The 11,006-nt window shown below is 41.4% G+C and carries 25 protein-coding genes; 21 read left to right on the top strand and 4 right to left on the bottom strand.

Annotation, left to right across the window (positions count from 1 at the left end; all coding sequences use genetic code 11):
- The first annotated feature begins 166 nt into the window (after nt 1-166).
- Nucleotides 167-361, top strand: coding sequence for a hypothetical protein (locus tag WIG73_RS08755; RefSeq protein ID WP_337400170.1), 195 nt, complete (start codon nt 167-169; stop codon nt 359-361).
- On the opposite strand, the gene WIG73_RS08750 is transcribed toward WIG73_RS08755, so the two are convergent.
- Nucleotides 349-621, bottom strand: a complete 273-nt coding sequence (locus WIG73_RS08750; protein WP_337400169.1) for a hypothetical protein — start codon at nt 619-621, stop codon at nt 349-351. The genes WIG73_RS08755 and WIG73_RS08750 overlap by 13 nt on opposite strands.
- A gap of 427 nt (nt 622-1,048) precedes the next feature.
- Entirely contained in the window at nt 1,049-1,249 is a 201-nt protein-coding gene (locus tag WIG73_RS08745) for a hypothetical protein (RefSeq protein WP_337400168.1), read from the bottom strand.
- 195 nt (nt 1,250-1,444) lie between these two features.
- On the opposite strand from WIG73_RS08745, the gene WIG73_RS08740 reads away from it, so the two are divergent.
- Nucleotides 1,445-1,633: a hypothetical protein gene (locus WIG73_RS08740; RefSeq protein ID WP_337400167.1), complete on the top strand. Its 189-nt coding sequence runs from the start codon at nt 1,445-1,447 to the stop codon at nt 1,631-1,633.
- Here WIG73_RS08740 and WIG73_RS08735 read toward each other — a convergent pair.
- Complete coding sequence (locus WIG73_RS08735; protein WP_337400166.1) at nt 1,616-2,041, bottom strand: YozE family protein; 426 nt, start codon at nt 2,039-2,041, stop codon at nt 1,616-1,618. The two genes, WIG73_RS08740 and WIG73_RS08735, sit on opposite strands and share 18 nt — an antisense overlap.
- Before the next feature lie 113 nt (nt 2,042-2,154).
- Between WIG73_RS08735 and WIG73_RS08730 the strand changes: the two genes are divergently transcribed.
- The 13 genes from WIG73_RS08730 to WIG73_RS08670 all read left to right on the top strand — a co-directional run bounded on the left by WIG73_RS08730 (nt 2,155) and on the right by WIG73_RS08670 (nt 8,982).
- A complete protein-coding gene (locus WIG73_RS08730) occupies nt 2,155-2,385 on the top strand; it encodes a helix-turn-helix transcriptional regulator (RefSeq protein WP_337400165.1) in 231 nt (76 codons plus the stop codon).
- Nucleotides 2,386-2,451: 66 nt separating this feature from the next.
- Nucleotides 2,452-2,661: a hypothetical protein gene (locus tag WIG73_RS08725; protein WP_337400164.1), complete on the top strand. Its 210-nt coding sequence runs from the start codon at nt 2,452-2,454 to the stop codon at nt 2,659-2,661.
- A 21-nt stretch (nt 2,662-2,682) separates the two neighbouring features.
- A complete protein-coding gene (locus tag WIG73_RS08720; protein ID WP_337400163.1) occupies nt 2,683-3,456 on the top strand; it encodes a phage antirepressor KilAC domain-containing protein in 774 nt (257 codons plus the stop codon).
- Between the two features lie 32 nt (nt 3,457-3,488).
- On the top strand, nt 3,489-3,791 hold the full coding sequence (locus WIG73_RS08715; RefSeq protein ID WP_337400162.1) for a hypothetical protein: 303 nt from the start codon (nt 3,489-3,491) through the stop codon (nt 3,789-3,791).
- Nucleotides 3,792-3,796: 5 nt separating this feature from the next.
- Nucleotides 3,797-4,030 (top strand): hypothetical protein, encoded by a 234-nt coding sequence (locus WIG73_RS08710; RefSeq protein WP_337400161.1) that lies wholly within the window; start codon nt 3,797-3,799, stop codon nt 4,028-4,030.
- A gap of 114 nt (nt 4,031-4,144) precedes the next feature.
- The gene (locus WIG73_RS08705; protein WP_337400159.1) at nt 4,145-4,303 is read left to right on the top strand and encodes a hypothetical protein; all 159 of its coding nucleotides are present in this window, start codon (nt 4,145-4,147) and stop codon (nt 4,301-4,303) included.
- Between the two features lie 6 nt (nt 4,304-4,309).
- Nucleotides 4,310-4,810 carry a hypothetical protein gene (locus WIG73_RS08700; RefSeq protein ID WP_337400158.1) on the top strand — a complete coding sequence of 167 codons (501 nt, stop codon included), beginning with the start codon at nt 4,310-4,312 and terminating at the stop codon, nt 4,808-4,810.
- Complete coding sequence (locus WIG73_RS08695; RefSeq protein WP_337400156.1) at nt 4,807-5,568, top strand: PD-(D/E)XK nuclease-like domain-containing protein; 762 nt, start codon at nt 4,807-4,809, stop codon at nt 5,566-5,568. The genes WIG73_RS08700 and WIG73_RS08695 overlap by 4 nt, the downstream gene beginning before the upstream one ends.
- The gene (ssb, locus tag WIG73_RS08690; protein WP_337400155.1) at nt 5,561-5,950 is read left to right on the top strand and encodes a single-stranded DNA-binding protein; all 390 of its coding nucleotides are present in this window, start codon (nt 5,561-5,563) and stop codon (nt 5,948-5,950) included. Before WIG73_RS08695 ends, ssb begins: the two co-directional genes overlap by 8 nt.
- A gap of 14 nt (nt 5,951-5,964) precedes the next feature.
- Nucleotides 5,965-6,435 carry an ERCC4 domain-containing protein gene (locus WIG73_RS08685; protein WP_337400154.1) on the top strand — a complete coding sequence of 157 codons (471 nt, stop codon included), beginning with the start codon at nt 5,965-5,967 and terminating at the stop codon, nt 6,433-6,435.
- The gene (locus WIG73_RS08680; protein ID WP_337400153.1) at nt 6,425-6,991 is read left to right on the top strand and encodes a CHC2 zinc finger domain-containing protein; all 567 of its coding nucleotides are present in this window, start codon (nt 6,425-6,427) and stop codon (nt 6,989-6,991) included. The genes WIG73_RS08685 and WIG73_RS08680 overlap by 11 nt, the downstream gene beginning before the upstream one ends.
- Entirely contained in the window at nt 6,984-8,456 is a 1,473-nt protein-coding gene (locus tag WIG73_RS08675; RefSeq protein WP_337400152.1) for a virulence-associated E family protein, read from the top strand. Before WIG73_RS08680 ends, WIG73_RS08675 begins: the two co-directional genes overlap by 8 nt.
- Nucleotides 8,457-8,721: 265 nt before the next feature.
- Nucleotides 8,722-8,982, top strand: a complete 261-nt coding sequence (locus tag WIG73_RS08670; protein ID WP_337400151.1) for a hypothetical protein — start codon at nt 8,722-8,724, stop codon at nt 8,980-8,982.
- Nucleotides 8,983-9,242: 260 nt separating this feature from the next.
- Here the strand turns inward: WIG73_RS08670 and WIG73_RS08665 are convergent, their stop codons facing one another.
- Complete coding sequence (locus WIG73_RS08665; RefSeq protein WP_337400150.1) at nt 9,243-9,413, bottom strand: DUF6774 domain-containing protein; 171 nt, start codon at nt 9,411-9,413, stop codon at nt 9,243-9,245.
- 59 nt (nt 9,414-9,472) lie between these two features.
- On the opposite strand from WIG73_RS08665, the gene WIG73_RS08660 reads away from it, so the two are divergent.
- From WIG73_RS08660 to WIG73_RS08635, 6 genes are all read left to right on the top strand, one after another.
- The gene (locus tag WIG73_RS08660) at nt 9,473-9,757 is read left to right on the top strand and encodes a hypothetical protein (RefSeq protein ID WP_337400149.1); all 285 of its coding nucleotides are present in this window, start codon (nt 9,473-9,475) and stop codon (nt 9,755-9,757) included.
- Nucleotides 9,747-10,022, top strand: coding sequence for a hypothetical protein (locus WIG73_RS08655; protein ID WP_337400148.1), 276 nt, complete (start codon nt 9,747-9,749; stop codon nt 10,020-10,022). Before WIG73_RS08660 ends, WIG73_RS08655 begins: the two co-directional genes overlap by 11 nt.
- The gene (locus tag WIG73_RS08650) at nt 10,019-10,204 is read left to right on the top strand and encodes a hypothetical protein (RefSeq protein ID WP_337400147.1); all 186 of its coding nucleotides are present in this window, start codon (nt 10,019-10,021) and stop codon (nt 10,202-10,204) included. Before WIG73_RS08655 ends, WIG73_RS08650 begins: the two co-directional genes overlap by 4 nt.
- A 22-nt stretch (nt 10,205-10,226) precedes the next feature.
- Complete coding sequence (locus WIG73_RS08645) at nt 10,227-10,415, top strand: hypothetical protein (protein WP_337400145.1); 189 nt, start codon at nt 10,227-10,229, stop codon at nt 10,413-10,415.
- Nucleotides 10,408-10,635, top strand: coding sequence for a DUF551 domain-containing protein (locus WIG73_RS08640; RefSeq protein WP_337400144.1), 228 nt, complete (start codon nt 10,408-10,410; stop codon nt 10,633-10,635). The genes WIG73_RS08645 and WIG73_RS08640 overlap by 8 nt, the downstream gene beginning before the upstream one ends.
- A 130-nt stretch (nt 10,636-10,765) precedes the next feature.
- Complete coding sequence (locus tag WIG73_RS08635; RefSeq protein WP_337400143.1) at nt 10,766-10,978, top strand: hypothetical protein; 213 nt, start codon at nt 10,766-10,768, stop codon at nt 10,976-10,978.
- The last annotated feature ends 28 nt before the right edge of the window (nt 10,979-11,006 follow it).

Below are 11,006 nucleotides of genomic sequence, written 5' to 3'. Positions count from 1 at the left end.
TTTTCTGTAAAAAGTGCTTTTATCAATACCGATAGTTTTAGAGAGTGTTGAAATGATTTCAAACGCATTAGAATTGACAGGGGACGAAATTAATAGTATTTTTTTTGTATAAAATATTGCATAAGTGCGACTTGATTTATGAACCCAACCGCAGGAGGTGAGGAATGTGGAATATATTTCAGAGAGAATAACAAATATAGCAGATTTGGAAGAACTTGTTGATGAGTGTTGCACGATGGTTCGCGTATTACAAACTGAAAGTCCTCATAATGAGAACTTTCAGTCATTGATTGATACTTTAAATCAAATACAAAATTTTGAATTTAAAATTGAGCACAGAAAAATAACTTATTGTGAGTAACCATCGGTTAATATATCAATTATTGGTTTAAAATTTGCCGTTGCAAGGCATTCTTGCTCTATTCCGCAATATGGGTGATATGCATAATTTTTTTTCTTGCCGGTAGATTTACAATTTTCAGCAATTGGGCACTTACAAGATACATATTTCGCGCTGTACGGGTTTTCTTCGTCAAAATAATAATATTTTGCTTCGAGCCTTACATCCGTATTCCATTTTGGACAAGTATGTGTTTTACGAACGATAGTGTAATATGTCATTGGTATTCCTCCTTCCCATAAAGAAGTATATCACAATAAATATGAGAAATCAATGCACAACCGCAGGAGGTGACGAGTAATGCCGCGTTGGTACACCGTTGTTGATTGGATAACAAGATTGATTATTTCAATTGTTATTCCAATAATTGTTATTGCTGTTGTTATGCATGAAAGCCCTATCCGCATAATTGAAGCGTTATTAACGTTGTTATCAAAGCAACAATGACCGCAGGAGGTGATGAAATGTCTAAAAAATATCAAATAATTAATTGCCGGAAGCAGGAGCAGTTGGAATTGTTTAAATATTACCTGCATGAGAAAGAAAAAAGAAACGATGCCGAAAGACGCGGAAATTATTGGCGTAATGTTTCATGCGTCGCAATCGCTGGTTTAATGTCTTTGTTAGTGTCATTAATATTTAGGCTCTTTATTTAGTCACAATCCAAAATATCAATGAGGCTATAAAACCGAATATACCGCCCAAAACGGCGCTAAAAGTAGCAAGTAACCAATCATGCCTAAATTGTTTCTTGCGTAATTCTTTATCCATCATTTCTTCATGTATTTTCTGTTGAATTGCAGGCGGTAATATTTTACCTTTGGCAATATCCGGTAAATCCAATTTCATCTAATCACACCTTTCGTGTTGATTATATCATAGAGAAATTGTAAAATCAAGAAACTGAACTAACCTTGTTTAAAGCAAGGTAACGCGCACCACAAATTAATAACGATAAAAGTGTTGTCCTGGACGGACGCGGCATTGTATTACACCGTGCGTTATCTTGTTTTATATATAAATTTTAGGAAAGGAGTGATAAAAATGGAAAGAGAACAAATGACTATCCGCCTGCCTGCTGAACTGAAAGAGAAGCTGCAGCAAGAGGCGGACAAATTGGGATTAAGTATTGAATTTGTAGAAGTAGGTGCACCATTCAGTAAATACGCTTTAACAAAAAGATATTCAGACAAGCGCGATGAGATAACCGCCAAATTAATCATTATAAGATAAGGATTTATAAAAATTCCACGCGGTTTTGAATAAATCTACAACAACTGGATTGTTATAAAATCTCGCCTTGTACTCGAAATACTGCAGGAGCCGGTCATAACTTTCCTCCTCTGGGTAATCGTTACACCGACAGACATCACCTGCGAAATCCCCCATAGGTGTATCCACGTCTTGAAAAGAAGCAAGCCATGCCCGAAATGAACCTTGTATATTTCGACCTACAAGATAGTCGATTGATACGTCGAAGTAATCGGCAAGGGAAATGAGCATATCGTAAGTTGGTTTTCTGGTACCCAATTCGTAATTTTGAATTCCGCTTTCACTTGCTCCAATGTTTTCTGCCAACTGTTTTTGTGTCAGGTTTTTAGATTTTCGCAACATTTTTAAGTGTGTTCCAAAATTAAACACGACAATACCTCCAAAATATTTTTAAAATAGGTATTGACACAGACAAATGTAGGTGCTATAATAACATTAAAACACAGACAAATGTATGTGTTCAATATCGGAAAGGAGGGGTGATGAATACGAGTTTAATTAATGCAAGAAGAAATAAAGGTTTAACGCAAGTGCAAGTTGCAAAAAAAGCCAATATTTCCGAAAATGCATATCAAAACTATGAGGTTGGCAAACGTGCGCCTAACGTATATATAGGCCAGCGTATAGCCAAAGCCTTAAACACCAAAGTCGAGAAGATATTTCCATTATCTGACGACACTCCAAACTTTCAAAAACATGATACCACAAAATGACGTGAATCGTCAAGCCACAATATATAGTGGTAATACTGCGAAAATCAACACAGAGGAGGAAAATCAATGACATTTGAAATATTGGAAACGGAAAAGGTGTGTGCAACGTGTAAATATTACCATCCGCATTATGCACCTGATGAACTAAGGCACAGAGGCTGGGTAATGTTGAACTGCGGACATTGCGTAAAGCCGCGCTTGAAGCCGCGAAAACCGGGCAATGAAGCCTGCAACTATTGGGAAGAAAACGGGGATATAGCGATGGGTATAAATTAAAATTTAGAAAGGAGGGTTCACATGAACCAACTACAGATTTTTAAAAACGAAACATTCGGAGAGGTTCGGACAATTGAGGAACAAGGAAAAATAGTGTTTTGTGGCAGTGATATAGCTAAGGCTTTAGGTTACACAAATCCACAAAAGGCAGTAAAAGACCATTGCAGGGAAGATGGGGTAACGTTTTGTTCGGTCACCGATAATATCGGCAGAACGCAACAGGCAAAGTTTATAAGCGAAGGCAATGTTTATCGCCTAATTACTCACAGCAAGCTTGAAAAAGCACAAGAGTTTGAAAGCTGGGTATTTGATGAGATATTGCCCACAATACGCAAGACAGGCGGCTATGTCAGCAACGACGAAATGTTTATTAATACTTATCTTCCGTTTGCGGACGAGCAGACAAAGCTTTTGTTTAAAACCACACTGAATACAGTAAAACAGTTGAACAGCAAAATTGAGCAAGACAAGCCCAAAGTGTTATTTGCTGACGCAGTGGAAACAGCGCATACCTCAATCTTAATTGGTGACCTTGCGAAACTTATCCGCCAAAACGGCGTTGAAATGGGGCAGAACCGGTTATTTTCGTATCTTAGAAATCATGGGTACTTAATTAAATCTGGCGAGAGCCGGAACATGCCAACACAAAAGGCTATGGAGCTTGGTTTGTTTGAGGTAAAAGAACGAACCATCAGCAATCCTGATGGTACCGTCCGCATTACCAAAACGACAAAAGTAACAGGAAAGGGACAGACTTATTTTATTAACAGGCTAATAGGCCAAAAGGTTAGTTAATAAATTGATTATTGAAAGGGCTGAAAATAACAATGGTAAATGTAAGGACACCGCAAATTGCAGACTTAGAAACAGCAATTAGAATCTATTATGAAAAATTGGAGTTGCAAAACGACGATGTAAAGGAGCTTTTTCCGGCAGTAAAAGGTAGAGCAACAATTACCAAACTAAAGCGGAAAGCCCGTGATTATATGATAGAACATGATATTTTATCGTATAACGCGCAGGCTGTTAATACAGAAGCCGCGTATGCCGCATGGGGCCTTGATATTAACGACTTAGAGAACAGGCTCAAAAAACTTGAAAAACTTAAATTACTACAATGTAAGGAGTGACAAACATGAACAGAAAGAAAACGGAACGTGCGGTTAAGAACGTGATAGCAATTGTCTTATTTGCATTTTTGTTTGCGGTGTTTTCCAGCTTGATTTCGTCGTGCCGAAAAACGGAGCCGAAAATTTACGAGGTAAAAACCAGCGGCGTAATGTATCAGACGTCGGCAGACAACAAGCGGCTGAAAGAGCCGGCGAACACGGAAACCGTGTATTTTGTGGTTGGGGGTGAGGAACAATGATTGCAAAAAGAAAGCCCCTGATGTTGGCGCACCAGAGGCAAGCGGAATTAACCGCTAAGAAAAACCATTGATTAAAGTATATCACATAATTATGAAGAAATCAAGGTGATTTTTATGGAACCGAAACATTGTGACAAATGCGGCCGGAAAATTATGAGGCTGGAAACGTACATAGGAGTAAATGGAATTACGCTGTGTGAAGATTGTTACATAAATATGAGCACAAAGGAATTTATTGAACGAATCGGCGGCGTGATTGCCGTGAAGGAGTGATTATGAATGAGCAAAACACACTGGAAAAAGCTGACGAACCCAAACTATTTGGGTGCGTATGATTTTGATATAGGAGAAAAGCGGACCCTTACGATTGCGAAAACCGTTCGTGAAATGGTAACTGGACCGGGAGGGAAAAAAGAGGAATGCACGGTTGCATATTTTCAGGAACCGTCTAAGCCCATGATTTTGAATAAAACAAACTGTAAGACCATTGAAAAACTGCATCACTCTCCGTTTATCGAGGACTGGTCTGGGAAACAAATTACGTTAAAGGTGGAAAAGGTGAAGTTTTCCGGCGAGCTTGTGGACGGCCTTAGAGTGGACAAGCAAATTGTGCAGCCACAGAAAGATATAAAAGACGTCCCGTGTGATGAATGCGGCGAAATCATAACGGGCTACAGCGGTCTTGATGCTGCTCAGATGGCGGCATATACCAAGAAAAAATATGGGAAATGCCTGTGCAGCGGTTGTGCCACGAAGCAGGCCGGAGGTGAAACGGCATGAGGCTGACAAAGAGAAACTATTTTTCCCGCAAGGCCCAGATGGAATATATGAGCGTGTCGCAGTTTAAGGATTTTAAAGCCTGCGAAGAAATGGCGCTGGCAAAAATAACGGGTCGATATGAACCAGTTAAAGGAACCGCTCTTTATGTCGGCTCATATATTGATGCGCACTTTGAGGGCACGCTGGACAAGTTCAAGGCGGAAAATCCTGAAATTTTTACAAAAAGCGGTGATTTAAAATCGGAGTATAAAAAGGCGGACGAAATTATCACGCGGATTGAGCGGGACGAGCTGTTTATGCGGCTGTTGTCCGGCAGGAAGCAGGTAATTAAAATCGGCGAGATATGCGGCGTACCGTTTAAAATTAAAATGGATTCGTACATACCGGGCCGGTTGATTGTGGATTTAAAAATCGTAAAGGATTTTGAACCCTTATACAAAAAAGATGAGGGACGTTTAAACTTTATCGAATACTGGGGATATGACTTGCAGGGTGCGGCTTATCAGCATATTGAGGGTAACGGTCTGCCGTTCGTGATTGCAGCGGCCACGAAAGAGCCGGTGACGGATATTGATGCATTTGAAATTCCGCAGGCATATCTTGATGTGGCGCTGGACGAAATCAAAGAAAACATTGTGCGGTATCAGTCCATTAAAATGGGGCTGATTACCCCTGACCGGTGCGGGAAATGCGACTGGTGCAAAATGACAAAGAAACTGGAACATATTCGTGCTATGGAGGAGCTTGACTATGAATAATATTGTAATTAAAGGCCGGCTGACGAAAGACCCGGAAATGAAAGTGATGCAGTCCGGCAAGAATGTTGTAAATTTTAGTGTTGCTGTAAACCGCCGGTTTAACCGTGACATTGCAGACTTTTTTGACTGTGTGGCCTGGAACAAAACAGCAGATATTATTGCAAACCACTTTGTGAAAGGACAGGGCATTCTTTTGCGCGGTGAAATGCAGCAGAGGCAATGGCAGGACAAGGAGGGTAACAATCGTTACGCATGGGAACTGCTTGTGGATGAGGTTGAATTTTGCGAACCGAAATCCAGCGCACCGGAGAAATCGCAGGAGCCGCAAAGCGGCAATATTGACGATTTTGTGCCTGTTGAAGATGCAGATTTGCCGTTTTGACGGAGGAAACGCAAATGGATATACAAGTTGATACACGGGAAAAGAAACGGGCAATTAAGCGAATTATCGGCACCTTTGACAAGCTGGGTGTTCATTACTATTCTTCCAAGCTCTACGTTGGAGATTATATGAGTTTGGACAATCCCAGGTGCATTGTGGACAGAAAGCAAAATCTTTCGGAGTTATGCCAAAATGTATGCCAGGGCAAAAAGCGGTTCAAAGAAGAATTAAGGCGGGCCAATGATGCCGGAATTAAGATGATTATACTTTGCGAGCATGGGAACGGCGTGTGCTGTATGGAAGATGTGAAACTGTGGGTCAATCCGCGTCTTGAAGAATCTCCTTATGCCATTTCCGGCTACAGGCTGTATAAAATGCTGTCTGCGCTTGAAAAACAGTTTGGGACGAAGTTTATGTTCTGTGACAAAAAGGACACGGGAAGCAAAATCATTGAGCTGTTAGGCGGCGTGGAACGTGTATATTAACCGTGCGGCGCAAATCCGCAGCCGTGTGAAAATGCAAGACGTTTTAAGCATGTGTGGAATTGAAACGGGCAGAAACCGTCTGCCGTGTCCTCTGCACCGAGGCAGAAACAACAATTTTCAGGTGTGGGACGAATCGTTTTATTGCTTTAAGTGTGGTGCGCACGGTGATGTGATTGATTTTGTTATGCAGTATTACAGCACAGATTTCAAAACTGCATGTAGATTGATTGATGAAAAGTTCGTGCTGAACCTATACAAAAAGCCGACGCTCACAACAGCCCGGAAGCAGCAGGCCCAAATTGAGCGAAAGAGGCGGGAGCAGGCCGAGGAAGCGGAACGTTTGCAGCATTCTAAATGGGCATATCATTTGCTGTGTTGTTACCGGTTATGGCTGCTGCGCCAGAAGCCTACAGACGAAATTATCTTTGACATTGTAAATCTTGAACGGCTTCTGGATTTGTATGCGGATTCCGGCATGTTGATTGAATGGGACGCTGCCGTACTGATTTGCGCCCTTATGAAAAAACACAAAAACGAGGTGAGAACGATTGATTGACGAACAGACAATAAAATGTCTCGACGCGGACACCATTTTTTCATACAACATATTAGATGATATATTTGACATAGAAGACGAGCTGGAACGGACGCGCCTGATTGCTGTTTATAAGGCCCAGGCAAAGAAGCTAAAGCTGGACAAGGAGCTTTCAGAGGTGATTAAGGCATACAACGCGGCAAATAAAAAGCTTGCGGAACAGTATGCAAGGGAAAACGAAGAATTTGACACCGGGATACAGCTTGATTACGGCGGTGACGGCAGGGTGCTTTCCACCGTGGATAATTTTTTAAAGGTTTTAGAGCGCGACCCACATTTTAAAGGGCTGAAATTTAATCTGTTAACCTATTCGCCGGAGCAGGAAATATGCGGTGTAACTGAGCCGTGGACAGACGCGGACGACGCAAAAACAAGGCACTACATAGAAAAAACGTATCACTTTCACAACGTGCAGAAGTGCGATGACGCGCTGCGCATTGTATTTGTGAAAAATCAGTATCATCCCATTATTGACCTCATTGAGCAATTAAAATGGGATGGCACGCCGCGCATTTGCGCTTTTCTGCACGAGTGGACAGGCTGTGAGGACAACGATTATACCCGGGAAGTAAGCCGCCTAATCTTTGCCGGAGGAATACACAGGCTATACAACAACGGCTGTAAGTTTGACGACGTACCGGTTTTAATTGGCACGAAGCAGGGCGAGGGTAAATCTACCCTTGTCCGCTGGCTGGCCTTATCAGATGAGTTTTACACAGAAGTGACGGAAATTGAGGGACAAAAGGGCATGGAAAGCGTTGAAGGTGCGTGGATTTGTGAGCTTGGGGAGCTTTTGGCGCTGACAAAGGCCCGTGAAGTGGAGGCGGTAAAGTCTTATATCACGCGGCAAAACGACCGTTACAGAAGACCGTTTGACAAGCGGGTAACCGACCATAAGCGGCAGTGCATTTTTATCGGAACCACGAACAAGGAGCAGTTTTTGACAGACAAAACAGGCAACAGACGGTTTTATCCCGTTAAGGTAAATCAGAGTGGATATGAGCTGTTTGAACGGCAGGACGAAATTAAGGCGTATATCCGGCAATGCTGGGCTGAGGCGCGTGTGTTGTTTGAACAAGGCGAATTAAAGCCTTACGCAAGCCGTGATTTGGCCGATGCTATCCGGCAGTATCAGTCCAGCGCTGTTGAAGATGATTACCGCGTAGGAATGATTGAGGAATATTTGGAGCACAGACACGAGGTTTGTATTTTAGAGCTGTGGCGAAATGCTCTGGATATGGGCGAATTTAGTAAGCCGACAAAAAAGGACAGTAATGAAATAGCTATGATTTTGCAGTCGTTTAAGGGCTGGGAAAAACAAAGCAAAGTCAAGCGTTTTGACAGGTTCGGTCCGCAAGGCTGGTGGAAAAAGATTGAAGATGACCGCGGAATTGTTGAAGAAATCGAAAACGGGCTGCCGTATTAATGTAATTATGGATTGTATAAAAACAATACTTGTTTACACTTATTTACACCGTAATTTACGGCCTAAACACTTATTATTACTAACAATATCTTAAAGTGTAAATATGTAAATATATATAGACTTTCAAAAATGAAAAAATATACTCTTAAGCAAAGTTATTTACGTTTACAAAAAGGAAAAACCCGCAAAGCCTTATGTAGCAAGGGTTTGAGCCGTTTTTGAAAGTGTAAACAAGAAAAGATATTTACAAAATGAAGGTGAAGCCATGAACAGAACGGACTATTTAGAGCTGTGCAGGAAAGCATCGGTGCTGCGGAATGGAATATGCGGTGTCAAGAAAGATGTGCCAACTGAATTGATGGTAGCGCACAACGGGATAACCTACTATCCGCAGTCGTATGAACTGGCATTTCGGAATGGAAACGTACTGCATTTTGCTATCCTGCATGACCTGAACACGAACAGCATTACAAAGTGCAGGCTTGACAAGGTGGTGAAAGCTGATGGCAACCGTGAAAGAGTATGAAGCGTTTAAGGCATATCTTAAGACGCTGTGCCTGAAACCGGACGAATATATGCGTCGTATCATGGAATGGTGCCGGGTGCATAAGTTTTGAGGGAGTTGAATGGAATTGGGCAAGGATTGCAAAACTCTGGATTATGGCTGTAAGTACTGCACATCCCCCAACGGAGAGGGCACGGACATATTTGACGGAGATAGATTAAGTGTTGGCTATGGGGTGTATCGCAAAATTAACTACTGCCCTATGTGCGGGAGAAAATTAATCAATCCTCGTCTTTTCTCCCACCCAATTCCCCAGCGGCGAGGATAGTAGCGAGAGAGTCGCCAAGCTGGGTAAAGACTGCGGCGAGAATAGAAATTTCCTCTGCGCTGAATGTTTTGGAAATAGCACAGGAAAGAGAAGATATTAAAGTTACTAATTCACATGGATTCAAAAAAATCACCCCGTTATCAGTATATGATGATTACGGCGTGGAGTGAAAGGAGCGGAATAATGGTAAAAACACATAAGAGCAGCAGATTTGTATTATACACACTTGAAAATATACGGGACTGCAAAGACGTAGTTTTACAGATTGTAGACACAAATTCTAATTTTACCAGCGGCGGAAAATGCTATCTCTGCGAGGTTGTCGGGCGCTATGAATATAACAATATCCGCTGCGAGCGGGACTTGACGGACGAGATATGCAGACAGAATGAGGAAATCAGAAGGCAAAAAAGAAAAATAGAGCGGTTGGAGAAAGAACTAATTAAGGAGCGGAATAATGAACAATGATTTGATAAGCAGGAGTAAATTGTTAAAACTGTTTGAAAACTTAAAGAAAAAATCGGTAAATTTGCGAGATGTGATATATCTTGAAGGCGTTATGGCGGTCATTGAAACCGCACCAACAGCCGACACAGAGCGGCGCGGTGAGTGGATACCGTGCGATTATGCATACTATCACTGCTCGGAATGTGGTTATGAGCAAGACGAAAGAGAGTGCGTGTCACCGTATTGCCCTAAATGCGGCGCGAAAATGGGAGGCGGGGAAGAATGATACTTGAATTAACAGACACAAAAGGAGCGAAAGCAAAATTCCGTTCTGTTGTATATGTCTGTGTTCTTGCAAACCACAGCGATCAATTATATTATCAGCAGCGATATAAGCGCAACGGAAAAGAATTTATAAATGAGCGTTTTGTTCCGCTTGAAAGTATTTCACGTTGGGTGGTAAGGTGATTTATAACGGAGGTAGTAAGCTTTGAAAAGATATGAGGTACTATCAGAAGAGCTAAAAGATTTTGCGTTTTTAGAAGATTTCCAAAAAGAAGATTTAGCAGACTGTATAACATGTCCTAATAGCGACAACTGCGAATATGACGGCATTAATAGCGATTATTGTACTTCATGTAAAATAAAATGGCTTGAGGAGGAATGGGCAGATGAATAACTGGATAAGCGTCAAGGACACGCTGCCGGAAGCTGAGCAGGAAGTTTTGATACTCACAGAAAATGGCGTGATTACAACGGCTATGTATGAGGACGGTACGATTTATACGGAAGACAGTTGTTGGAATTGGTATGATGTGGATTTTGATTATGATGAAGAAAACAACAAGTATATAATCTGTGAAGGCTGGTGGGAGAATAAACATTACAATGGAGGTTAATAAAAGTGACTTGTAAGGATTGTATAAATTACAATATATGTGGTGAGGAGAAACCCTACGGAAATAGTATAAGAACGGTGTGTAAAGCGAATGGTTGGAAGTTGTTCAAAGACAAGAGCAGTGTATTGCAATGGTGGAACAAAGCTTAAAAAACGGAAAGTTCGATAAAACTCACACATCATATAACGGGAAAATTGCTGTTGTCTATATACATAAAACCAAAATGAATATTCCGTTGATTGACATAACAAGCCGGTATTATAACACTTGTGAGGCTTATGATAGAGTAAATCAGTTAAACGAAGAGGCGGAACAGGCGTTAAAGGAGCGTGGATTAAAGTGAAACATATATCTAACGAAAAAATTAATAG

It is taken from the genome of Congzhengia sp., from assembly GCF_037235575.1.
GTDB lineage: Bacteria > Bacillota > Clostridia > UBA1381 > UBA9506 > Congzhengia > Congzhengia minquanensis.
Note: the sequence above shows the minus strand (reverse complement) of the source record. Positions and strands in the feature narration are given on the sequence as shown.